Here is a 22,712-nt window from a genome sequence, read left to right as displayed (position 1 = left end):
ACGGGCCCCGTCCCCCCAGGGGGCGGGGCCTTCGCGTATACGGGGACCGCATGCCCGGGAAGCGGGGACGACGCCCGCACCGCGCCTTCGGACGCGCGTGGACACCGGGCGCCCGCGGCGGCCGCACGGCGCGCGGGACAGGTCCTCCCGCGGCTGCCGGACCGGGGGCGCGGCCCCGCGGAGCCTCGGTCAGAGGACGGCGGCGCGCAGCAGGACGAGCTGGTCGTGGGTGTCCAGGACGGCCTCGGCCAGGCCGGTGTCCACGTCCTCCAACTCCTTGAACAGGGTCTCCAGCAGGGGGATCAGCTCGAGCAGCCAGATCACCACCTGGGGGTGGCGCACGGTCGGCGAGGTGGCCGCCACGGTGCCGGCGGTGTCGGCGAACTGGCGCAGGGCGCGGGGATGGGCGGACCAGCGCCGCAGCCGCTCGGTCCAGGTGTCCAGGAAGGGGGACAGGTCGTCGAAGGCGGTGGCCAGCGTGTCCAGGAGCAGGACGGCGGGACGGTCCTCGGGTTCGCGGTCCAGGGTGCGCAGCCACAGGGCGACGAAGCAGGCGCGGACGGCGGCGCGCTCGTCGGCGGGCCACTGCCACCAGCGGGCCAGGTCGAGCTTGGCGGCCACCGTGTCGATGTCGATGAGCCCGCCGCCGGGCAGGGCGAGGTCGAGGATGCGCGGCAGGAAGTGGCGCAGGTCGTCGACACCGCCCCAGGTGGTGAGGGCCTTGGCCACGAACCTGCGCAGGTCGTCCTCACCGAGTTCGCGCAGGGGCGAGCCGCGCAGCATGCGCTGGTCCTCGTCCGTGACGCAGTGCGGGCAGCCGTCGATGCGGGCCGCCAGGGGGTGGCGTGAGAACACCGCGTACAGCCGCTCGACCGCCTCTCTCACTGGTCTTCCTCCCCGGTGAGCGGTCCGGCACCGGTCCGGCGGCCGGTGGTGCGGGCGGCGGCCGTGTCGACGGCGTCGGAGCGCGGCGGCGGGAGCCCGTCCACGGCGGTCGGGGCGGGACGGGGGCCGGTGGCGGCGGTGCGCGGGGCCCCGGTGAGCAGACCGGCTTTGGGCGGGGAGGAGTGGAGCACGCCCGTCCGGGCGGGTCCGCCCCGGACCGGGGTCCCGCCGGCGGACACCCCACCGCGCGCGGTGAAGGCCTCCAACGCGGTTCGCAGGATCCCCTCCCGCCGCCGGTCGTGACCGCCCCGCGGTGCCCGGCGCCGCCCCGGGCTTGTTCTGCTCACCCGCAGGAGTCTACGGTCCCGGGACCCCCGAAAGTTCCACAACCCCTGGGGCTGCGGCTTTTCCGTTACCTACCGGATGCCCGGCGGTCGCCTTCGCGCGGCTCCGGCGGGCCCGGACGGCCCCCGGTCCGCTCCGGTCGCGAACGCCCGGCGAACCGCTGGACGGCGGCGAGGACCAGCAGGCCCAGGGCGGTGGCGGTGCCGAAGGAGGCGAGCGTCGCGGCGAGGCCGGGGCCGCCGAACAGGTCGGCGTACAGGTCCCGGGTGAAGGCGCGGGTCAGCGCGAAGACGACGGCGAAGAGCACCCAGGCGACGATGGAGGCGGGGTTCATCTGCGGACTCCGGCGGGTGCGGTGGAGGACATGCCGCGCATCCTAACCGACCCCGGGGCCGGCCCCGCGGGCGTGGTCCCGACGCGCCCCGCCCGCGGTGTCCTGCGGGTTCTCCACAGGTCCGGCGATGCACTGGCGCGGGCCCTCCGTGGCGGCGAGACTGGGTCCCGGTCGGGGATCCCGACCCGCCACCCCCTATCCGCCACCCCCTGGAGGGCACATGGAACTCGGGCTGCACATCGCCGACTTCACCTGGGACGGGGGCGTCCCCGAACTGGGCGGCCGCCTGGCCGACACCGCACGGCACGCCGAGGCGTCGGGGATCTCCCGGATCACCGTGATGGACCACTACTGGCAGCTGGGCGGTGCCCTCGGTCCCCCCGAGAACGCCATGCTGGAGGCCTACACCACGCTCGGCTTCCTGGCCGCGCACACCGAGCGGGTGCTGCTGCACACCCTGGTGACCGGGGCCGTCCACCACCGGCCCGGCGTCCTGGCCAAGCAGATCAGCACCCTGGACACGCTCTCCGGCGGCCGCGCCGGACTGGGCATCGGCGCCGCCTGGTACGAGGCGGAGGCGCGCGGGCTGGGGCTGCCCTTCCCGCCGGTGGCCGAGCGGTTCGACCGGCTGGAGGAGACCCTGCGGATCTGCCTGGGCATGTGGAGCGGTGAGGAGGGCGCGTTCGAGGGCGAGCACCACCGGCTGGAGCGGATGCTCGGCAACCCGCGCGGCCTGTCCGACCCGCGTCCGTACCTGATGATCGGCGGGATGGGCGAGAAGCGCACCCTGCGGCTGGTGGCGCGGTACGCGGACGCCTGCAACCTGTTCGGCGGGCCGGAGGTGCCGCACAAGCTCGACGTGCTCCGGCGCCACTGCGAGGACGTGGGCCGCGACCCCGAGGAGGTCGAGAGGACGGCGACGATCTCGCTCGACGCCGGGAGCGGGCGCGACGACCTGGTCGAGAGGCTGCTGGAACTGCGCGGGGCGGGCATCACCGTCACCTACGTGTTCGGGCAGGGGTTCCCGGACCCGCGCACCGTGGTGGACCTGCTGGCGGCGGCCCTTCCGGAGGTGGCCGACTCCTGAGCCCCGCCCCTCACCGCGGACCCGCGCCGCCGCGGGGGCCGAGCGCCCGGGCACCACGGGCCGCGCCGCCGCGGGGCCGCGCACCCGTGACCGCACCGCCGCAGGCCGGACACCGCTGCGGACCACGGCACCGCCACGGGACCCGCACCGCTGCCGGTATGGAGAACCGCACCGCCACAGACATGGAGCGGCACGGCGCAGGACGGCACCGCCGTGGGCGGCGGGGCGCCGCGGCGTCCCACCGCCGCCGCTCTCCCGCTTCGGCCGGACGGCGGGCCCTTCGGCGCGGGCCGCTGCATCCGCCCGCGTCCGGACCGGTGAGGGGCCGCCGTCCGGGTCCGCGTACCCGGCCGACGCATCGGCGCACCCGACGCACCGATACCGAAGGCGCGCGGAAGCATCCCTCCGTAGCCCGGGATCATCCCCCGGTATGACGACACGGCTTCCGGGACCGCGCAAGGATCGCCGGCATGGACCCCTACATATGGCTCGGCGTTCTGCTGGGCACCCTGTCCTGCGCCTCCTACGCGGCGGCCGCGGTGTCCCAGTGGAGGCTGGCGGTCCTGGTCCCCGAGCCGCTGGTCGGGGGCGGCCCCCTCAGCGCGCTGCTGGCCAGTCCCATGTGGTGGACGTCGATCCTCCTCAACGGCGGGCGGGCCGCCTTCCAGGTGGCGGCCCTGGCCTTCGCCCCGCTCACCGTGGTGCAGCCGCTGGGCGTCCTCACCCTGGTCTTCGCGATCCCCTGGGCCGTCCGGCTCGGCGGACGGCGGCTGACCCGCCGACAGGTGCGGGGCGCGGTCCTGGTCGTGGCGTCGGTGGCGGTCCTGCTGGTCCTGTCCGTGACGGACGGCCGGAGCACGCCCCTCTCCACCGCCGACGGGTGGACCGTCGCCCTCGGCACCCTGGCCCTGCTCGCAGCCGGCGCCTGGGGGGCGGGCCGCTGCCCGGCCACCTGGCGCAGCCACCTCCTGGCCGCCCTGGCGGGCATCGCCTTCGGCGTCTCCTCCGCGCTCGCCAAGACGACCGTCACCGTCCTCGGCACCGACGGCGCAGCCGCGTTCACCCACCCGGCGGCCGCGGGCACCGCGGTCGTCGCCCTCCTCGGGGTGTTCCTGGCCCAGGCCGCCTACCAGGGCGTGGAGCTCGGTTCGCCGCTGGGGGTGACGACGGTCGCCAACCCGGTGGCGGCGTCCTCCGTCGCCATCGCCTTCATGGGCGAGTCCTTCCTCGGCGGTCCGGTCGGCCTCATCCCGGCGGCCCTGGCCGCCGCGGGCGCCGCCTACGGCATCTCCCTCCTCACCGCCCGCCTCCCGGCCCCCGCCCCGCGAGCCGCCTGAGCACGCCGTCCGCACCGCCGCCCGTGCGGGGGCCGCCCGGCCCGCGGCGGAAGAATCCCGGAGAAAAATCCCGGCGCGTGTCGATCCCGTCGGCGGCCGTTCGACGAGAGGGTGTGAGCACGGACGGAAAACGAGGAACACACATCATGCGCACTCTGATCGTCACCGCCTTCGTCTCCCTCGACGGCGTCATGGAGGCCCCGGGCGGAGAGCCCGGCTACCGCAACGCCGGCTGGACCTTCAAGGCCGTCGAGTTCGACGAGGCCGCCTACGGGATCAAGGCCCGCGAGCAGGAGGAGGCGACCGCCCTGCTGCTCGGCCGCCGCAGCTACGAGGCCTTCGCCCCGGTGTGGCCGACGATGGTCGAGGAGTTCAGCGGCTACAACGCCATGCCCCGCTACGTCGTCTCCACCACCCTCGCCGAGCAGGACGAGCGCTGGCCCGCCACCATCCTTCGCTCGCTGGACGACGTGGCCGCCCTCAAGGAGACCGAGGGCGGGCCGATCATCGTCAACGGCAGCGGCACCCTGGCCCACGGCCTCGCCGACGCGGGCCTGGTCGACCGCTACCACCTGCTGGTCTTCCCTCTGCTCCTGGGCGGGGGCCTGCGCCTGTTCAGCGACTCCGACAAGGACCTGACCAAGCTGGACCTCGTGGAACACGAGGTGTACTCCAACGGCGTCCAGAAGCAGGTGTTCGACGTCGTCCGCTGACCCGGAGCGGACCGCGCGGTCCGGCGGGGGCCGGGAGGCCGGGTAACGGTCTCCCGGCCTCCCGGCCGTGCCCGCCGGCCCCGGCGGCCACCCGGTTCGCCGGACGGAGGCCTCGTCCGAAATCCGGCGTGCCCCGGGTACGGGGCGCCGCCCCGTGCGCCCGGAGGCCGGAAATTCGCCTATCCTCCCAAGTCAGCGGTGGCGGAAGCGACCCGCTCCGTTCCGCGTGCCCGAGGCCGCCCGCTCTGATCCGCGCATCCGGCGGCCGGCGACCGACCCCGGACCGAGATGGGTGCCCCCATGGCGGAACACGACGCCCTCCCCCAGCACATCGAGAACGACGGCCGCGTGACCCGGTGGGAACGCAGATCGGAGGTGCCGATGCTGCTGCTCGCCGTGGCCTTCCTCGTCGCCTACGCCTGGCCGATCATCGACCCGGAACTGGAACCCGACCTGTACACCGTGCTCCAGGCACTGTCCTGGACGGTCTGGCTCGCCTTCGCGATCGACTTCGCCGTCCGCCTCTACCTGAGCGAGGACCGGGTGAGGTACGCCCTGCGCAACTGGTACGACGTGCTCCTGATCCTGGCGCCCATGTTCCGCACCCTGCGCCTGCTGCGCCTGTTCTCGATCGTGCGCATGCTGAACCGCTCCGCCCACAGCATCTCCCTGATGGGCCGGACCTCCGTCTACGTCGGCGGCGCGTCGGTGCTCATGGTCTTCCTGAGCGCGGTCACCGTCCTCGACGCGGAGCGCGGCGCGCCGGACGCGAACATCACCGAGTTCGGGGACGCCCTGTGGTGGTCCATGGTGACGGCCGTGACGGTCGGATACGGGGACTACTACCCCGTCACCCTCGAGGGGCGCCTGGTGGCCACCGTGCTGATGATCATGGGCATCGGCCTGATGGGCGTGGTCACGGCCGCGGTCGCCTCCTGGTTCCTGCAGAGCGCCCAGGAGGAGTCCCGCTCCCCCTCCTCCTGACGCCGGCCCGCGGCGCCCGCCGCCGCGGCGCCGGCCGCCCCGGCGGCCGCTCAGCCGCGCCTGCCCCACTCGATGGCGGGGCAGGTGTCCATCACCATCGGCACCCCGGCGTCCGTCGTGCGCCGGAACGCCTCCTCGTCGACCACGCCGAGCTGGAACCACACCCCGCGGGCGCCGACCGCGACGGCCTGGTCGGCGAACTCCCCCGCCGCCTCGGACCGGCGGAAGACGTCGACGACGTCGATGACGCCGACGGCGGCGGCCGCTTCGGCGAGCGTCGCGTAGGCCTTCTCGCCCAGGACCTCCTCGCCCGCGGCGGCCGCTCCGGGGTGGACCGGGACGATCCGCTTGCCCTTGGCCTGCAGCACCCGGGCGACGCCGTGGGCGGTGCGCCGCGGGTCGTTGGACAGGCCGACCACAGCCCAGGTGTCGGTGTCGTCGAGGAGGTGGTCGATGGTCTCGGGGTTCAGCCACGGCTCGGTCATGTCGGTGGACAACATCCCCGCAACGCCGCCGATTCCCGCCGCTGGGCGGAGAACCGTCCCCGCGGCTCCGGTCCCGGCCCGCGGGCGGGCGGATGTGCGGCCCCGGCGGTCCGGCGGCCGGGTCCCGTGGGCCACGGCGGATGCGGTGGACGGCCGTGGGCGGTGGCTCTCCGGGCGGTCGCACGCGCACAGGGGCGGGTCGCGCCCGGAGACGTCCCAGGTCGAAAGAGGTGAGAGCCGGCGAGGGGACTTGAACCCCTAACCTGCCGCTTACAAGGCGGCTGCTCTGCCAATTGAGCTACGCCGGCGGGGCGCCGGACTCCCGCAGGAGCCGCGTCCACCCGAATGGTACCGGGTGAGGCGCGTTCCGGCCTACTCGGAAAAGCCCGTCCCCGGTTCCGCATCGGGGAACCGGGGACGGGAGGGAGGTCAGGAGTCCCGCTGCTCGGCGCGCAGGCGCGCGACCTCGTAGAGGGACACCCCGGCGGCGACCGAGGCGTTGAGCGACTCGGCGTTGCGGATCGGGATGCTCGCGATCACGTCGCAGGACTCGCGCACCAGGCGGGACAGGCCCTTGCCCTCGGATCCCACCACCACGACCAGCGGGCCGGTGGCCAGGTCCAGGCCCGGGATGGCGGCGTCGCCGTCCGCGTCGAGGCCGACGACGAACACGCCCGCCTTCTTGAAGGCCTCCAGGGCACGGGTGAGGTTGGTGGCCTGGGCGATCGGGAGCCGGGCCAGGGTGCCCGCGGAGGTCTTCCACACGGTGGTGGTGACCCCGGCGGAGCGGCGCTCGGGGATGAGCAGGCCGTCGGCGCCGAACGCGGCCGCGGAGCGGGCGATCGCGCCGAGGTTGTGCGGGTCGGTGACGCCGTCGAGGGCGACGATGAGCGGCGGCTCGTCGGAGCCCAGCGCCCGCTCCAGCAGGTCCTCGGGCACGAGGTAGCGGTAGGGCCGCGCCTGGAGGGCCATGCCCTGGTGGACGGCGCCCGGCTGGCCGTTGCTCTCGCAGCGGCGGTCGAGCTCGGCGCGGGTGACCTCCAGCACCTCCACGCCCTGCTCGCCGGCGAGGCGGGCGGCCTCGTTGACGCGGTCGTCGGTGTCGAGGCTGTTGGAGATGAAGAGGCGGCTGGCGGGCATGCCCGCGCGCAGCGCCTCCAGGACGGGGTTACGGCCCACGAGCAGGTCGGAGTCGACCCGGCGGCGCTCGGGCTCGGAGCCGCGGGTCGACCGCGGGGCGGTGCCGGGGGCCTCCGCGTCCTTGGCCCGGCGGATCGCCTTGGAGCGCTGCTTGCCGTCGTACCAGTGCCGCTGTTCGGCGGGCAGGGTGCCCTTCTTGCCCTCCAGGGACCGGCGGCCCTTGCCGCCGCTGCCCTTGGTGGGGCCCTTCTTGCTCTTCTTCGCCGGCATGGTCGCCGTCCCTCCGCTACGTATCGCGAGCATGCCGGAAGCGTTCTCCGGCCGGTGGGGTGCCGCGTCGCCGATGGCGGCGGCAAACCCCCAGGGTACCGCCGAGCCGGTACCGGACGTGTTGTCCACAGGCGGCCGCGCGCCCCTGGTGGCGGGTGGCGGGGCGCCCTACGGTGGAAACCGGGGGCCGCCCCGCCCCTGACCATGTGCGCTGCCCTCAGCCCCGCCGCAGGTCCCAGCGCGGCCCCTGCGGCGTGTCCTCCACCACCACGCCCGCCTCGGCGAGGCCGTCGCGGATGGCGTCGGCGGCGGCGTAGTCCTTGCGGCCCCGGGCGGCCTGGCGCTGCTGGAGGACGACGGCGACGAGCGCGTCGACCACCTCGCGCAGTCCCTGGCCGCCGGTGGCCCACTGCTCGCTCAGCGGGTCCAGGCCCAGCACGTCGAGCATGGAGCGCAGCTCCCCGGCGAGCTCGGCGGCCTTCTCCTTGTCCCCCGCCGCCAGGGCGGTGTTGCCCTCGCGGACGTGCCCGTGCACGACGGCGAGGCCCTGGGAGACGCCCAGGTCGTCGTCGAGCGCGGCGGCGAACTCGGCGGGCACCCGCCCGGCCGGGACGACCCCGCCCAGCACCTCGACGGCGCGGGTGAGGAAGCCCTCGATCCGCTGGTAGGCGACCGCGGCCTCCTGGAGCGCCTCGTCGGAGTAGTCGATGGTGGAGCGGTAGTGCGCCTGGCCGAGGTAGTAGCGCAGCTCGACGGCGCGCACCTTCTCCAGCATCTGCGGGATGCGCATCGAGTTGCCCAGCGACTTGGCCATCTTCTCGCCGCCGATCTTGAGCAGCCCGTTGTGCAGCCAGTACTGCGCGAAGGCGTCACCGGCGGCGCGGGACTGGGCCATCTCGTTCTCGTGGTGCGGGAAGACCAGGTCCAGGCCGCCGCCGTGGATGTCGAAGGCCGGGCCGAGGTACTTGGTGGCCATCGCCGAGCACTCCAGGTGCCAGCCCGGGCGGCCGCGGCCCCACGGGGTGGGCCACGTGGGCTCGCCGGGTTTGGCGCCCTTCCACAGGGCGAAGTCGCGGGGGTCGCGCTTGTCCCGGTCGGGGTCGGAGTCGGCTGCGGGCTGCACCTGCTCCAGCCGCTGGTTGGACAGGTCCCCGTAGGGCGGGAAGGAGCGCACGTCGAAGTAGACGTCGCCGGAGCCGTCGTCGGCGGCGTAGGCGTGCCCGGAGTCGATGAGCCGCTGCATGAGCTCGACCATCTCGGGCACGTGGCCGGTGGCGCGCGGCTCGACGGTGGGCGGCAGGCAGCCCAGCACGTCGTAGGCGTGCGTGAAGGCGCGCTGGTTGCGCTCGGTGACCTGCCACCAGGGCACGCCCTCGTCGGCGGCGACCTTGATGATCTTGTCGTCGATGTCGGTGACGTTGCGGCAGAAGGTGACCTCGTAGCCCTTGTGGGTCAGCCAGCGGCGCAGGATGTCGAAGTTGACCCCGGACCGGATGTGACCGATGTGGGGCGGTGCCTGCACGGTGGCACCACACAGGTACAGGGAGGCGTGTCCCTCGCGCAGGGGGACGAAGTCGCGGACCTGTCGGGCACTGGTGTCATAGAAGCGCAGACTCACGTTGTCAAGCGTATCGTCTTTCCCCTCACAGCGGCGTCACAAACCGACGCCTCGGAGTGGGGGTGATACGGGCGCCGGAGTGGTCGCGGCCCCCTGTTTTCCGCATCGGACATCCCGAAGTGCTCATATACGGAGAACCGTATTCGGGGATCCGTTGTGTGAGATACCCCGGAACAAAGCGTCGCGGCCGAGGAACGGCAGGTCACGAGATGCAGCATATTCCGACATAACGCCACGGAACGCCCTTGGGGCACGGAGTGGCGAAGCCACCGGAATCGGACGGAATCTCGTGTTAACGGCATCACCTCGACTACGCTGCGGAAGCGATGGCCCCTTACAACGATGTCCCCGGCACAGGAACACGGAACGGCAGCCCCGCGGGTCGCGGCACGGGAGTCGGCGCTCTCGCCGGCGGTGCCCTGTTCGTCGGGCTGATCGCGCTGTGCGCCCTCGTCATCTCCTATAACGGTGTCTTCCGGCTGGCCGAATACGGTCATCCGCGGGGCGGAGCGCTCGCCCACGTGTTCCCGGTGACCTACACGCTGCTGCTGCTCATGGCGTGCTGGACCAGCTACCTGATGCGCGACGCGTCGCCGCGCCGCCGCGCCTGGGTGGACCTGGTGCTGATCCCGCTGCTGGTGCTGTTCGCGGCGGCGGTGATGGTGCTCAACAACCTGGGGCTGATCGAGTCGATCCCCCAGCGGGTCGCCAACGTCATCGTGGCGGTGGCCCCGCTGCTGGCGCTGCTGGTCGCGCTGCTGCTGTGGATGGCGGTCCGTGCCCACCTGCGGCACAGGCGCCGCGCGGGCGGACCCCGGCCCACCCCGGCCGACGACCGGCCCACCGTGCTGCGCGCCCGCGCGGTGGTGCACGGGCAGGAGCCCCGGGCGGCCGAGCCCGACGACGGGCAGTCGCTGGAGCAGCGCCTGCTGGGGCTGGGCCTGGGCGCCGCGACGCCGGGCCCGGGGAAGCCGTCGGAGGAGGCCGCGGGCCCCGGACCGGACGCGCCCGCGCGGCCGGAGCCCGAACCGGCCGCCGCCGAGGAGGACGGGGAGCCGGAGGCCTCGGTGCCGACCCTGCCGCTGCCGCGCCGCGGCTCGGGCGGGGGCAACCCCATCAGGAAGGCCGCCGAGAACCCGCCGCTGGTCCCGGTCGCTTCCCCCGAGCCCGGATCCGTGGCGGATCCGGAGCCCGGGGCGGACCCGGTGCCCGCCCCGGAGCCTGAGCCCGCCCCGGAGCCTGAGCCCGCCCCGGAGCCTGAGCCCGCCCCGGAGCCTGAGCCCGCTGCGGAACCGGCGCCCGCCGCGGAACCGGCACCCCTGCCGACGGTTCTCGCGGACGAGGGGTTCGAGCACGACCCCGCGCCCGGCGACCCCGTCACGGACGAGGCGGAGGCGCCCGCCGCGGTGCCGACCGCTCCGGAGCCGCCGGAGGAGCCCGGCGGTCCCGGGGCCGCTCCGGCGCCGGAGCCCGCCGCGGCCCCGGAGCCCGTGGCTGCTGTGGAAGTGGAACCCGCCGTGGCCGTGGGCCCGGGGGAGGACGGCGCCGCGGAGGAGGCGTCCGCGGAGACCCCCGCCTTCGGGATCACCTGGGAGCCGCCGGAGGACGACGAGGACACCTGGACCCGCGCCGAGTACGTCCCGCCGGTCTGGACGCCCCCGGAGGACGACGAGGCCCCGGAACCCGAGGAGGAGCCCGCACCGGCGCTGGACCACGACACCGGCCCGGCCGTGCGCGCCGCCTTCCGCATCCCGGACGACCCGATGGCCGCCTCGCGCTCCGCGCTCTCGGACGACCTGGCCGACGACGGGCCGGTCTGGTCCCCGCCCGTGCCCGGGGAACGCGAGAAGAGCCCGTGGCCCGCTCCCGACGCCTCCGGTGGCCGTGCCGAGCCCGGCGGCGCCGACGGGGACCCGTGGCCGACGCCCCCCTCCGGTGAGGCCGGGGACGGCCCCCGGTGGGAGGCCCCCGCGTCCCCGGAGCCTTCGCACACGGCGGGACGGGACCGGGGCTCGGACCCCGCGGCCGGCTCCGTGCCGGAGAGCCGCGGCGGCTCCCCCGCGGAGGAGGCCGGACCCGCGCCGGCCGCCGCGGGTGTGCCCGCGCCCCCGGAAGGGGACCCCGTGCCCGCGGACACGCACGACGCCGGGACCGGCCCGGACACCGGCGACGACGAACCCCTGTGGCCCGCCACCGCCCGACCGGAACGGCCGGCCGTCGCCGCCGCCCCGGAGGACCACGACGGCGGCTCTCCCCGGCCCGCGTCCGCCGGGCCGGACCGCTCCGACACCACGACGGCTCCGGCGACCGCCGGAACCCCGCGCACGGCCGGCGCCGATCCCCGTACCGGCGACGACGAACCCCTGTGGCCCGCGCCCTCCCGGCCGAGCCGCCCGGGCACCGCGACCGCCCCCGCGGACACGCACGCCGCAGAGGGGTCCCACGGCACCGGCGCCGACGAACCCTTCCGGCCGGCACCCGCCCACCCGGTCCGGACCCCCCCCGGGGCTCCGGCGGCGGCCGGGGACGGCCCGTCCGGCCCGCCCGAGGGGTCCGGACGGCCCCGGCGCGGCGGCTTCGCCGCACCGGCCGTGCCCCCGGGGGCCGCACGGCCGCGCGAGGACGACGCCGACCGGGCCGACGAGGCCGACGACCCCGACGAGCACACCACCGAGCCCGTGCGCCGCCACAGGCCGCTGGAGAAGCGCCCCATGATCCTCAAGCCGCCGCGGCCGCCGATGCCCGACTTCGCCTCCGGGCCGCCCTCCCGGCGGGTCCGCAGCGAACCCCTGCGCCCCGACGAGTGACCGGGTTCGGACTCCGCGCGCGGGCGGCGACCGGCAGGTGGTCGCCGCCCGTCTCCGTCAGCGACCACGCCCGTGCGGCGGTCGCCCCGCGCGTGGGGATGCGGTCGATCCGCACCACCGGGAAGCCCGCGGGCCGGCTGAAGCCGACCTCCTCCCCCGCCTCGAGGGCCGACCCATCCTCGACGTGAGCGGTTCGGTCCCCGGTCGTCGACACTCGCGTTCAGGTCGCCCAGGAGGACCGACCGCTCCAGCGGCTCCCCGGCGACCGCCTCGCCCAGTGCGCGGACGGAGGCGTTGCGCCGGTCCACCCCGAATCCGGAGGCCTCCACCCGCACCGACGCCGGGTGCACCACGTCCACGGCGCAGGCTCCTCCGGGCCCGCCCGCCTCGGCGCGCAGCGCCCGTGCCCACCCCGTGCCGGTGTCCACCGGGGCGGCGTCGACGACGGGGTGGCGGCTCCACAGGCCCACGGTGCCCTCGCCCACGGGGTACGGCAGCGGCCCGGTGAACTCCGCGCCGTAGGCCTCCCAGCGCTCCCGGGTGACCTCCTCCAGGGCGACCGGGACGGGGGGCGGCGGACAGCGGCGCCCCGGCGACGGGTCCGGCGGTGGCGCCGGCGGCGGCGTTCACATTGTGGATGACCGCGGTCAGGTCGGGCCCGACCGCGGATCGGGGGAGGCCAGGGGACGCCCGGGTCCGGGCAGCCGGACGGCGAGCAGCAGCAGGGCGGCCGGCCCGGCGGGGACGGAACGGCGCACGAGCGCCACGGCCGCGGCGGGGACCGCCAGGACGCTCCACGGGGCGGCACGCTCTCCCACGGTCCGCCCAGGTGCTCCGGGGTCTCGGGGACCCCGGAAGGCGACCGCGAGGGCGACCAGCGCGGTGAGTGCCGCGGTGACCGCCCCGCGGGGCCGGGGCGCCCACCGGCCGCCCGTCCGGCCGGTCACGGGCTCCGGCCCCGGAGGCCCGGGCTCCCCGGCCGGAGCGGCCTCGTCCACGTCCGCCATGTTCTCTCCTGGGGCTTCTGTGCCACTTGGGGGCGCTGTCCGACCCAGGAGGGCAACAGGACGGGTGTCGCGGCGCCGTGAAGCACGAACGCCCCGCGGCCGGAGCCGCGGGGCGTTCGTGTCGATCGGGTGGTCAGTCCACGGGGACGCACAGGGCGGTGGCGATGGCGGCGATGCCCTCGCCGCGCCCGGTGAGGCCCAGTCCGTCGGTGGTGGTGGCCGACACCGTCACCGGCGCCCCGACGATCCCGGTCAGCGTCTTCTCCGCCTCCGCGCGCCGGGGCGCGAACTTGGGCCGGTTGCTGATGATCTGCACCGCGATGTTGCCGACCTCGAATCCGGCCGCGCGCACGCGGGCGACCGTCTCGGCCAGCAGCGCGGCGCCCGAGGCGCCCTTCCAGCGGGGCTCCGAGGTTCCGAAGTTGGACCCCAGGTCCCCCAGGCCGCACGCGGAGAACAATGCGTCGCAGGCGGCGTGGGCGGCGACATCCCCATCGGAATGACCGCTGACGCCTTCCTCCCCCGGCCATTCCAAACCGGCGAGAAAAAGTGTCCGTCCAGGAGAAAACGGATGGACGTCGGTGCCGACGCCCACCCGAGGAATTTTCGTCATGAATTATGCGATTCCGAGACCGTGCTTCAGTTCGTCAGAACCTCGTCGAGGAGGGCTTCGGCCTTGTCCTCGTTGGTCTTTTCCGCGAGGGCCAGCTCGCTGACGAGAATCTGGCGCGCCTTGGCGAGCATCCGCTTCTCGCCGGCGGAGAGACCGCGCTCCTTGTCCCGGCGCCACAGGTCGCGCACGACCTCGGCGACCTTGTTGACGTCGCCGGAGGCGAGCTTCTCCAGGTTGGCCTTGTAGCGCCTGGACCAGTTGGTGGGCTCCTCGGTGTGCGGCGCGCGCAGCACCTCGAAGACCTTGTCCAGGCCCTCCTGCCCCACCACGTCACGAACGCCGACATCCTCGGCGTTCGCGGCCGGCACACGCACCGTCAGATCGCCCTTGTCGACCCTCAGAACGAGGTAGGTTCTGTCCTCGCCCTTAATGGTGCGAGTCTCGATCGCTTCAATACGAGCAGCCCCATGATGGGGGTAGACAACAGTGTCGCCGACCTTGAAAGCCATGTGACAGGTACCCCTTCCGCTACCACAAGGATACCATGAATCTGTGACTTAACGTACCTATTAGCTTTGCGAACACGCAGGTCAAGCCCCACTTTTTAGGGCTTGACAAAGTCTACCCGACCCTGCGGGAGTGGCCGATCAGTGCAGGTCCGGACGGGCCGGGGGCCCTTTAGCGGAAGGGATCGGCGGCCGTCACGCGGGGGTCACGGGACCCCGTGCCGGACGGCGCCCGCGCACCCGGAAAGAGATTCGTATCACCATACGGGGGCACACCCGGCCCGCGGGCCCCTGCCCCCCGGGGAGAGGGGCCCGGCGGGCCGCGCTCAGCTCTCCGGCTCGTAGTCCTCCCGCCGCTCCCCCGTCACCATGTAGACGAGGTTGTCCGCGACGTGCACCGCGTGGTCACCGAAACGCTCGTAGAACCGCCCCACCAGAGTGACGTCCATGGTGGCCTCCACCCCGTACTCCCAGCCGGGGGCGAGGATGCGCTGGAGCAGCTTGCGCCGCAGCCGGTCCATCCGGTCGTCGTCCTCGTCCAGCTCCAGCGCGGTGTCGGGGTCGCGGTGCCGGATGACCTCCCCGGCCTTGGTCACCAGCATCTCCGCCTGGTGGCCCATCTCCAGGACGATGGAGCGGACCGGCTCGGGGATCGCCGAGTCGGGGTGCCTGCGGCGGGCGATCTTGGCCAGGTGAACGGCGTGGTCGCCCATCCGCTCCAGGTCTCCGCGCATGTACAGCGAGGTGATGATCGTCCTCAGGTCGGAGGCGACGGGCTGCTGCCGGGCCATCAGACTGAACGCGGTCTCCTCGACCTCCTGGTCGAGGCGGTTGATCCTCTCGTCACCTGAGATGACCTCCTGCGCCGCGTCCAGGTCACTGTCCAGCAGGGCCGTGGTGGCCCGTGCGATGGCGTGCCTGGCCAGGCGGGTCATCTCGATGAGGCGCTCGCTCAGGCTGTCGAGGTCCTCGTGGTACGTATCGCGCATGGTGTCAATGCTCCCAGTGGTTTTCTGAAGAGTCGGCCAAGAATCGGTGAACGCTGGAAGAAGCTCGGCCATGACAGCGGCCCTGACCGGGTAAAGGTCCAGCCCGCACGTTTACGATCGAAACGTGCAAGGGGAACTTCTCGCCGCTCTGACCGGCATCATCGGACTCGTCGCGGGCGTCGTCGCAGGCGTCCTGGCGGGCTCGTTCTTCCGGGTCGGCGGCACCGAGCGGCCGGCGCCCGCTCCACAGCGCAACGACGGCACCACACTGCCGCCGGGCATCGCCGAGGTCCTTTCCGCTCTCCCTTCCTCCGCAGTGGTCCTGGACTCGGCCGACCGGGTGCTGCGCGCCTCCTCGGCCGCCCGGGCCTTCGGGCTCGTCCGGGGCGAGGAGCTGGTCATCGACGAGCTCCTCGCACTCGCCCGCCGGGTGCGGCGCGACGGTGTCATCCGGGAGACCGAGATCGAGGTGGCGGTACGCAAGTTCGGCCCCGACGCGACGTCCTTCGCCGTGCGGGTGGCGCCGCTGGGCGGCACCGGGCTGGTGCTGGTGCTGGCCGAGGACCAGACCGAGCACCGGAGGGTGGAGGCCGTGCGCCGCGACTTCGTGGCGAACATCTCCCACGAACTCAAAACTCCGGTCGGCGCGTTGTCACTCTTGGCCGAAACCGTACAGGACGCCAGTGACGACCCCGAGGCCGTGCGCCGGTTCACCGACCGCATGCAGACGGAGGCGTCGCGGCTGACCGCGCTCATCCAGGACCTCATCACGCTCTCGCGCATCCAGGGCGCCGAGCCGATGGCCGAGCCCACCCGGGTGGACCTGGGCGGCGTGGTGGAGGAGGCCCTGGACGCGGTGCGCATGCCCGCCGACGCCAAGGGGATCGAGCTGGTGGCCAGCGGCGCCGAGGGCGTCACCGTCCTGGGCGACGAGGGGCTGCTGGGCACGGCGCTGCGCAACCTCATCACGAACGCCGTCTCCTACAGCCCCAAGAACACCCGGGTGGCCGTCTCGGTCGCGCAGACGCGCACCACCGTGGACATCAGCGTCGCCGACCAGGGGATCGGCATCCCCCAGCAGGACCTGGAAAGGATCTTCGAGCGGTTCTACCGTGTGGACGCCGCTCGGAGCCGGGCCACCGGAGGTACCGGTCTGGGCCTGGCGATCGTCAAGCACATCATGACCCACCACCGTGGAGAAGTGACCGTGTGGAGCAAGGAGGGGTCGGGGTCGACGTTCACTCTGCGTCTGCCCAGACCCGATGACCGGGGGCTGGACGCCGCCCGGAACACCGACCGTCAGGAGGCGGCACAGTGACTCGTGTACTCGTGGTCGAGGACGAGGAGTCCTACAGCGACGCCCTGTCCTACATGCTGCGCAAGGAGGGCTTCGAGGTCGCCGTGGCCCCCACCGGGACCGTGGCCCTGGAGACCTTCGACCGCACCGGCGCCGACCTCGTCCTGCTGGACCTGATGCTGCCCGGCCTGTCGGGCACCGAGGTGTGCCGGAGCCTGCGGCAGAAGTCCAGCGTCCCGGTGATCATGCTGACCGCCAAGGACTCCGAGATCGACAAGGTCGTCGGTCTGGAGCTGGGCGCCGACGACTACGTGACCAAGCCCTTCTCCTCCCGCGAGCTGGTGGCCCGCATCCGCGCGGTGCTGCGCCGCCGGGGCGGGGAGACCGTCGACGAGCCGGGGCTGCCCACGGCGCTGGAGGCCGGCCCGGTCCGCATGGACGTGGACCGGCACGTGGTGACCGTGCGCGGTGAGAACGTGCAGCTGCCCCTCAAGGAGTTCGAGCTCCTGGAGGTGCTGCTGCGCAACGCAGGTCGGGTGCTGACCCGGATGCAGCTCATCGACCGCGTGTGGGGCGCCGACTACGTCGGCGACACCAAGACCCTGGACGTGCACGTCAAGCGGCTGCGCGCCAAGATCGAGGACGACCCCGGCAGCCCCAAGTACATCGTCACGGTGCGCGGACTGGGCTACAAGTTCGAGCCGGTCACCGCCGACGTCTGACCCCTCCCCTCCCTCCGAGAGGACTCCACCCCCCTTCGTGTCCCGGTCCCGGGCCCTCGCGGCCCCGGCGGCCGGGACACGGCCGTTCCGGGGGCTCCCGGCGGCTCCGGCGGCTCCGGGGCGTCCCGGCACGGGCGCCGGGGGGCCGGGCCCGGGGGTCGGGGATAAGCGGCCGATAACCGCCGGAAAGGCGGTTCGCGCAGGATTCCGACACGGGGGGCGTCCGGATCGAGGGCGCCTCCCGGGCCAGCACCGGACCCGCGCAGAAAGGCGTCCCGCCCCATGACCTTCATCGGTATGACCGCCGCCGTGCACAGCCTGGACCTGCCCGGCACCGAGGTGATCCCCATCTACGAGGGCTTCCACGGCTACATCTACGGCAGCCTGTCCGAGGCCAACACCGCCGACCTGGACCTGGTCCGGGCCCGGCTGGGGTCGGGGCCGCTGCGCATCCTGGACCTGTGCTGCGGGACGGGCCGGTTCGCCCGCGCCCTGGCCGCCGAGGGGCACTCCGTCACGGCCGTCGACCTGTCCGCGGACATGGTCGGCCAGGCGGAGGAGATGTGGCGGCCGCTGGCCGCCGACGCCCCCGGCTCGGTGGTCTTCGAGGCAGCGGACGCCACGGCGCTGGAGCCGGAGGAGCCGTTCGACGCGGTGCTCATCGGCGGGCTGTCCGTCAACACCTTCGACGCGCCCGGACGCCGGGAGCTGCTGCGGGCGGTGCGCACGTACCTGCGCCCGGGCGGGACGCTGCTGTTCGACCACTTCCCGGCCCCGACGGGGACCGCGCCGGTGGAGACGTACCACACCTTCCCCTTCCCGGGGGAGGACGGGAACGCCTTCACCGTGCTGTCGGTGCTCCAGACCCCGCTGGAGGGGACCCAGATCACCAACATGTACTCGGAGATCATCGACACCGAGGGGGTGACCCGCCGCTTCCTGTCCAGCGAGACGGTCACCTACACGGACGCCGAGGAGCTGCGCGGGGAGCTGGAGGGGGCCGGCCTGCGCGTCGTGGAGGAGCTGGACACCGCCCCGGAGGCGGAGTCGTCGTCCTCGGTGGCGCCCCGCTCGGTGCTGGTGCGCTGCGAGGCCGTGTGAGGGGGCGGGAGCGGTCCGGGCCGCCCGGTGTCAGACCTCCAGGAGGACGGTGAAGGGGCCCTCGTTGGTCAGGCCCACCGACATCTTCGCGCCGAACACCCCGGTGGCGACCGTGGCGCCCAGTTCGCGCAGTTCCTTGACGACGGCGTCCACCAGGGGTTCGGCGACCGGTCCCGGCGCGGCCGCCTGCCAGGTGGGGCGGCGGCCCTTGCGGGCGTCGCCGTAGAGGGTGAACTGGCTGACGACCAGCAGCGGGGCGCCGGTGTCGGAGCACGACTCCTCGTTCTCCAGGATGCGCAGCGTCCACAGCTTGCGGGCGAGCCTGGCCGCCTCGGCCTCCGTGTCGGTGTGGGTGACACCCACCAGGGCCATCAGGCCGGGCCGGGTGATCTCCCCGACCACCTCGCCGTCCACCGTCACCGACGCGTGCGACACCCGCTGCACGACCGAGCGCATGGGCCGCTCCCCCGCTTCCTTCTCTCGGCGTCCCCTACCGGCGTTCGGAACGCTGGAACTGGTTGAGCACCCGCAGCCGGCGGGTGTTGGTGATGATGCCGGTCAAGGACACCACGAACGCGCTGATGGAGTCCGAGAAGTCCTGGATCCGCCACTCGAGCGGTCCGGTGTACCAGGCCAGGCCGTCGCCGGTCAGCTCCTCCGGGGTGAGGTCGCTGAGGGCGGCCTCGGCCAGGATGTCCGACCAGCGGTCGACGTCGTCGAAGATGACCGCGTAGGGCAGGTAGCGCGAGTACAGCTCGACGCGCTGGCCGGGCGGGGCCGTCTCCGCGCGCGGGCTGAGCAGGTACCTCCGGAAACCCATGGTGTGGGCGTACACCGAGCTGCCGAGCCTGGTCTTGTTCGGCATGTACTGGGCCCCGGCGGTGATGGCGGCGCCCGCGATGACGACCGCCAGGCCGGTGAAGGCGGCGGTGGTGAACACCGCCAGCACCGCGGTGAGGACCACCCCGGCCGCGGTGACCGCCATCCCGGCGGTGCTCCACAGGGTGCGCACCCGGTTGGGCGAGCGGGCGAACCACTTGAGCCGCACCATGTCGCGGTACAGCTCCTCGCGGACCCGGTCGATGCGGGCCGGGAAGTCGGCTGCGGCGCGCGGGGAGCCCAGCCGGGACAGCCGCACCGTGGGGCGGTCCCCGAACAGGGCGTCCAGCAGCAGCCACTCCGAGGGCAGCAGGGTCTCCCCGGGCGGTCCGTCCAGTCGGACCAGCCGCCAGTCCACGGAGGTGAAGTGCTCGTGCGGCAGCTCCTCCAGGCGGATGTAGCCGCGCACCGCCAGGTCCAGGACGGTGGCGGTGAGGTCGGCGATGTCCACCCGCTCGTCGATGAGCGTGCCGATCTGGCCCGGGTGGACGCCGTCGGGCGGGGTGAACCGCACCCGGCCGTCCTCCTCGGTGACCGGGGCGTGGTCGCCGGCCGCGGCCTCCTTGCGCAGGGCGCGCTCGTCGCGGCCGCGGATCCGGATGAGGACGGCCAGGCCGCCGATGAGGACGACCAGCAGCACCCCGAACACGCTCGCGGTGGCGGGCGTGACCTTGAAGGCCGAGGCCAGCGACCAGCGGCGGGTGAGGATGGGCTCGCCCTCGGCGGTGCCGGGCGGGTAGTTGACGACGATGTCCAGGCGTTCGTCGGGCTCCATGTCGGCCTGGAGGAAGTGCGCGACCGAGGACTCCGGCCCCATGTCGGAGGCGGTGCAGTACATGGCGCTGCGCGGCTCGCCCGCCAGGCAGGACAGTGCCTCGGGCGGGAGCGGGGCGGTGACGGTGACGTCGGTGGCCTCGACGGTGTGGCTGTAGGCGCCGATGGCGCGCCATTCCATCTGCACGCCCCGGGACACCTCGCTGACGGTGCCGCCGATGCGGTAGGTGAGCACCACCTCGTCCAGGCCGCGGGTGGGGATCTCCACCACGAGCGCGCCGTCGCGGTGCTCCAGAGCGGCGTCGAGCATCCGCCCGTCGGGACCGGTGACCTTCACCCCGCCGACCTCGAACCGGCGGTCGTACTCGGTGTCGTAGAGCATGGTCTCGGTGAGGCCGCGGACGAACACCTCGGGGGCCGTCCCCTCGAACCGGATGGTCTCCCGGGCGTGCAGGACCCCCAGGGCGTCGAGTTCGAGCTCGACGGTGTTGGTGATCAGGGGGCCCTCGCGGTCGCCGCTCTGCCGCCCGATGACGCTCGAACCGGCGGCCGGTACTGTGGTGGCCGGTGCCGCCACCGTCGCGGCGGGAGCCGCGGCCACCGCGCCCGCGGCGGGCGCCACCGGCAGCGAGGAGAACACGAAGAGGGCCGCCGCGAACGCGACGGCCTGGCGCCAGGAGCCGACCCACCACATGATGCGAGAGCCTATCCGGTCCCCCCGGCCGGTGATGTCCCCGGGCGGTCAGCGCACGGCCCCTCCGGCCCGGCCGGGCCGGGGCGCGGAAGGGGCCCGCCGGTGAGGGGGAGGCCCGTGTCGGAGGACTGGTCGGAGCGGCCCGGGTTCTTCCAGCGGATGGGGATCGGCGTGTCGCTCACCCTGGGCACCGGACTGGCGGCGGTCGCCCTGACCGGGTTCCTCGCCATCTCCGCGATGATGCCGGGCACGGATCCCGCCTGGTCGCACCCGGTGGCCGCGGGGGACGCGGACCCCGGCGGGACCGGGGAGCCGGCGGCCGGGACGTCGCTGCTCACGGACAACCCGCTCTACCTGGCCGGGGAACTGGGCGAGGTCACCTGTGAGGCACCCGCGCTCGACGAGGACGACCCGGCGTCGGTCGAGCGGTTCGTCCACACCATCGCCGACTGCCTGGACCGGGCCTGGGGGTCCTACTTCGCGGACGCCGGGATGCGGTTCACCGCGCCCAACCGCGTGTACTGGTACACCGAGGGCCACAGCCCGTGCGGGGCGTTCCCGACGGGGGACACGGCGGCGTTCTACTGCCAGGCCAACCAGGGCCTCTACCTGGGGGTGGAGGACATCGTGGAGGCGTCGGCGGGCAGCGACCGCCCGGAGGCGTACACGTTCGTCATCAGCCACGAGTACGGGCACCACGTGCAGGGGCAGTCGCGGATCCTGGCGGAGTTCCACTCGGCCCGGGCCGGGGTGCCGCGGTCGGCGGCCGACGAGCTGACCCGCCGCAGCGAGCTCCAGGCCAACTGCCTGGGCGGGGTGTTCCTGGGGGCGGCCGAGGAGCACCTGGGGTTCGGTGCACAGGGCCGGGAGAATATCCTCGATGACGTCGTCCGGCGTTCGGACCGGGGGCTGGGGCACACGCACGGCAGCGGGGAGAACGGTCGGCTGTGGACGGCGCACGGTATGGACCGGAGGGATCCGGGCGCCTGCGACACGTGGGACGCCCCCGAAGAGCTGGTGCGGTGACGGTGGCGGGGCGCGGGCCGGGCCGCCCGGCCCGCTGAGGACGGGACGGTCGGCAGTGCAGGGTTCGGGTGGGGTGTCCGCGGAGGAGCGGGCGCGGCGCACCGACCGCCGTGTGTTCGCGACGGTGACGGGCCTGCTGGTGGTCCTGCTGGCGCTCGCCCTGCTGTCGTGGACGACCGTGGAGGAGGCCGGCGGCGGGGCGGCGGACGCGTCCGGCCCCCCGGCCACCGACTCCGACGACAAGTCCGGGCTGGTGCCCTCCGGGAGCGAGCGCTCCGGGCCGCTGCCCGGCGCGGTGCAGGCCCCGGAGCGGCCCACGGGGCACGCTGCCCTGGTGGCCAACCCGCTGTACGGGACGGGGCGGCTGAGCCCGCGGCCGTGCCCGGCCCCGGAGCTGGACGTGGACGACCCGGAGTCGATGGGGGCGTTCCTGCACACCGTCGCGGACTGCCTGGACGACGCCTGGGGCACCCAGTTCGCGCGGGCGGGGATCCCGTTCACCCCGCCGCGCCGGGTGTTCTGGGACGAACCGGGGGTGAGCCCCTGCCGGACCTACCCGTCGCAGGCGGGGGCGTTCTACTGCCGGGCGAGCGCGAGCATCTACATCGGGGTCACCGACGTGGTGGACAAGTGGAACGGGGCGCGCAACGGCGTCGTGTACGCCTCGCTGCTGGCCCACGAGTACGGGCACCACGTGCAGGGCGAGTCGGGACTGCTGGAGTACTACCACGAGCAGCGGGAGCTGGAGGTCGGCAGCATCGCGCGCAACGGGTGGACGCGGCGCAGCGAGTTGCAGGCGAACTGCCTGGCGGGTGCGTTCCTGGGGTCGGTGCGGGTGGGGTACCCGCTGACCGAGGAGGACCTGGACGCCCTGCTCACCGACGCGGAGGCGACCGCCGACCGGGAGGGCGGACCGGAGAAGGAGCGCACGCACGGGTCGGCGGAGAACAGCGTGCACTGGACGCTCACCGGCTGGGAGGAGCAGACCCCGGGGGCCTGCAACACCTGGGACGTGGACGACCCCTCCCTGGTGGACTGACGACACCCCCGCGGACGGGCCCCGGGACGCGGCGGCAAAGCGGTGGAACGGGGCCCGGAG

Annotated in this window: 22 protein-coding genes, 1 tRNA gene and 1 pseudogene; 10 read left to right on the top strand and 14 right to left on the bottom strand. The window is 74.0% G+C overall.

Features of this window, described 5'->3' with window-relative positions:
• Positions 1–189: 189 nt before the first annotated feature.
• From ACSUPR_RS18955 to ACSUPR_RS18945, 3 genes are all read right to left on the bottom strand, one after another.
• Positions 190–885, bottom strand: a complete 696-nt coding sequence (locus ACSUPR_RS18955; protein WP_436886035.1) for a hypothetical protein — start codon at positions 883–885, stop codon at positions 190–192.
• Positions 882–1,232: a hypothetical protein gene (locus tag ACSUPR_RS18950; RefSeq protein WP_436886034.1), complete on the bottom strand. Its 351-nt coding sequence runs from the start codon at positions 1,230–1,232 to the stop codon at positions 882–884. Before ACSUPR_RS18950 ends, ACSUPR_RS18955 begins: the two co-directional genes overlap by 4 nt.
• A gap of 65 nt (positions 1,233–1,297) precedes the next feature.
• Positions 1,298–1,564, bottom strand: coding sequence for a hypothetical protein (locus ACSUPR_RS18945; protein WP_436886033.1), 267 nt, complete (start codon positions 1,562–1,564; stop codon positions 1,298–1,300).
• A gap of 220 nt (positions 1,565–1,784) precedes the next feature.
• Here ACSUPR_RS18945 and ACSUPR_RS18940 point away from each other — a divergent pair, with 220 nt between their 5' ends.
• From ACSUPR_RS18940 to ACSUPR_RS18925, 4 genes are all read left to right on the top strand, one after another.
• A complete protein-coding gene (locus ACSUPR_RS18940; RefSeq protein ID WP_436886032.1) occupies positions 1,785–2,651 on the top strand; it encodes an LLM class F420-dependent oxidoreductase in 867 nt (288 codons plus the stop codon).
• Between the two features lie 470 nt (positions 2,652–3,121).
• A complete protein-coding gene (locus tag ACSUPR_RS18935; RefSeq protein ID WP_436886031.1) occupies positions 3,122–3,988 on the top strand; it encodes a DMT family transporter in 867 nt (288 codons plus the stop codon).
• A 146-nt stretch (positions 3,989–4,134) separates the two neighbouring features.
• On the top strand, positions 4,135–4,701 hold the full coding sequence (locus tag ACSUPR_RS18930; RefSeq protein ID WP_436886030.1) for a dihydrofolate reductase family protein: 567 nt from the start codon (positions 4,135–4,137) through the stop codon (positions 4,699–4,701).
• Between the two features lie 300 nt (positions 4,702–5,001).
• Positions 5,002–5,685 carry a potassium channel family protein gene (locus ACSUPR_RS18925; protein ID WP_436886029.1) on the top strand — a complete coding sequence of 228 codons (684 nt, stop codon included), beginning with the start codon at positions 5,002–5,004 and terminating at the stop codon, positions 5,683–5,685.
• Between the two features lie 50 nt (positions 5,686–5,735).
• Here ACSUPR_RS18925 and ACSUPR_RS18920 read toward each other — a convergent pair whose 3' ends face one another.
• The 4 genes from ACSUPR_RS18920 to cysS form a co-directional block, all read right to left on the bottom strand.
• On the bottom strand, positions 5,736–6,170 hold the full coding sequence (locus ACSUPR_RS18920) for a CoA-binding protein (protein ID WP_436886028.1): 435 nt from the start codon (positions 6,168–6,170) through the stop codon (positions 5,736–5,738).
• A gap of 235 nt (positions 6,171–6,405) precedes the next feature.
• Positions 6,406–6,478: transfer RNA gene (locus ACSUPR_RS18915), tRNA-Thr, on the bottom strand.
• 121 nt (positions 6,479–6,599) lie between these two features.
• The gene (gene rlmB, locus ACSUPR_RS18910) at positions 6,600–7,580 is read right to left on the bottom strand and encodes a 23S rRNA (guanosine(2251)-2'-O)-methyltransferase RlmB (RefSeq protein WP_436886027.1); all 981 of its coding nucleotides are present in this window, start codon (positions 7,578–7,580) and stop codon (positions 6,600–6,602) included.
• Between the two features lie 217 nt (positions 7,581–7,797).
• Positions 7,798–9,198, bottom strand: a complete 1,401-nt coding sequence (gene cysS / locus ACSUPR_RS18905; RefSeq protein WP_436886026.1) for a cysteine--tRNA ligase — start codon at positions 9,196–9,198, stop codon at positions 7,798–7,800.
• A 326-nt stretch (positions 9,199–9,524) separates the two neighbouring features.
• On the opposite strand from cysS, the gene ACSUPR_RS18900 reads away from it, so the two are divergent.
• Positions 9,525–12,005 (top strand): hypothetical protein, encoded by a 2,481-nt coding sequence (locus tag ACSUPR_RS18900; RefSeq protein ID WP_436886025.1) that lies wholly within the window; start codon positions 9,525–9,527, stop codon positions 12,003–12,005.
• 224 nt (positions 12,006–12,229) lie between these two features.
• On the opposite strand, the pseudogene ACSUPR_RS18895 reads toward ACSUPR_RS18900, so the two are convergent.
• From ACSUPR_RS18895 to phoU, 5 genes and pseudogenes are all read right to left on the bottom strand, one after another.
• Positions 12,230–12,502 (bottom strand): annotated as a pseudogene (locus ACSUPR_RS18895) (endonuclease/exonuclease/phosphatase family protein); the annotation flags it as partial.
• A 150-nt stretch (positions 12,503–12,652) separates the two neighbouring features.
• A complete protein-coding gene (locus ACSUPR_RS18890; RefSeq protein WP_436886024.1) occupies positions 12,653–13,012 on the bottom strand; it encodes a hypothetical protein in 360 nt (119 codons plus the stop codon).
• 133 nt (positions 13,013–13,145) lie between these two features.
• Positions 13,146–13,625 carry a 2-C-methyl-D-erythritol 2,4-cyclodiphosphate synthase gene (gene ispF, locus ACSUPR_RS18885; RefSeq protein ID WP_436886023.1) on the bottom strand — a complete coding sequence of 160 codons (480 nt, stop codon included), beginning with the start codon at positions 13,623–13,625 and terminating at the stop codon, positions 13,146–13,148.
• A gap of 26 nt (positions 13,626–13,651) precedes the next feature.
• Positions 13,652–14,134, bottom strand: coding sequence for a CarD family transcriptional regulator (locus ACSUPR_RS18880; protein WP_026129182.1), 483 nt, complete (start codon positions 14,132–14,134; stop codon positions 13,652–13,654).
• 323 nt (positions 14,135–14,457) lie between these two features.
• A complete protein-coding gene (gene phoU, locus ACSUPR_RS18875; RefSeq protein WP_436886022.1) occupies positions 14,458–15,120 on the bottom strand; it encodes a phosphate signaling complex protein PhoU in 663 nt (220 codons plus the stop codon).
• A 124-nt stretch (positions 15,121–15,244) separates the two neighbouring features.
• Between phoU and ACSUPR_RS18870 the strand changes: the two genes are divergently transcribed.
• The 3 genes from ACSUPR_RS18870 to ACSUPR_RS18860 all read left to right on the top strand — a co-directional run bounded on the left by ACSUPR_RS18870 (position 15,245) and on the right by ACSUPR_RS18860 (position 18,240).
• The gene (locus ACSUPR_RS18870) at positions 15,245–16,438 is read left to right on the top strand and encodes a sensor histidine kinase (protein WP_436886021.1); all 1,194 of its coding nucleotides are present in this window, start codon (positions 15,245–15,247) and stop codon (positions 16,436–16,438) included.
• Positions 16,435–17,139 carry a winged helix-turn-helix domain-containing protein gene (locus tag ACSUPR_RS18865; protein WP_436886019.1) on the top strand — a complete coding sequence of 235 codons (705 nt, stop codon included), beginning with the start codon at positions 16,435–16,437 and terminating at the stop codon, positions 17,137–17,139. Before ACSUPR_RS18870 ends, ACSUPR_RS18865 begins: the two co-directional genes overlap by 4 nt.
• Positions 17,140–17,421: 282 nt before the next feature.
• Complete coding sequence (locus ACSUPR_RS18860; protein WP_436886017.1) at positions 17,422–18,240, top strand: class I SAM-dependent methyltransferase; 819 nt, start codon at positions 17,422–17,424, stop codon at positions 18,238–18,240.
• Positions 18,241–18,270: 30 nt separating this feature from the next.
• Here the strand turns inward: ACSUPR_RS18860 and dtd are convergent, their stop codons facing one another.
• Both dtd and ACSUPR_RS18850 read right to left on the bottom strand, forming a co-directional pair.
• Positions 18,271–18,696: a D-aminoacyl-tRNA deacylase gene (gene dtd, locus ACSUPR_RS18855; protein ID WP_436886015.1), complete on the bottom strand. Its 426-nt coding sequence runs from the start codon at positions 18,694–18,696 to the stop codon at positions 18,271–18,273.
• Positions 18,697–18,730: 34 nt separating this feature from the next.
• Positions 18,731–20,587, bottom strand: coding sequence for a DUF2207 domain-containing protein (locus ACSUPR_RS18850; RefSeq protein ID WP_436886013.1), 1,857 nt, complete (start codon positions 20,585–20,587; stop codon positions 18,731–18,733).
• A gap of 159 nt (positions 20,588–20,746) precedes the next feature.
• Between ACSUPR_RS18850 and ACSUPR_RS18845 the strand changes: the two genes are divergently transcribed.
• Positions 20,747–21,613, top strand: coding sequence for a neutral zinc metallopeptidase (locus ACSUPR_RS18845; protein WP_436892057.1), 867 nt, complete (start codon positions 20,747–20,749; stop codon positions 21,611–21,613).
• A gap of 73 nt (positions 21,614–21,686) precedes the next feature.
• Positions 21,687–22,652: a neutral zinc metallopeptidase gene (locus tag ACSUPR_RS18840; RefSeq protein ID WP_436886011.1), complete on the top strand. Its 966-nt coding sequence runs from the start codon at positions 21,687–21,689 to the stop codon at positions 22,650–22,652.
• Positions 22,653–22,712: the final 60 nt, after the last annotated feature.

This window comes from Nocardiopsis dassonvillei, from assembly GCF_964273065.1.
Taxonomy (GTDB): Bacteria; Actinomycetota; Actinomycetes; order Streptosporangiales; family Streptosporangiaceae; genus Nocardiopsis; species Nocardiopsis dassonvillei_B.
The sequence above is the reverse complement of the archived record's forward strand: the minus strand, read 5'-3'. Positions and strand labels throughout refer to the sequence as shown.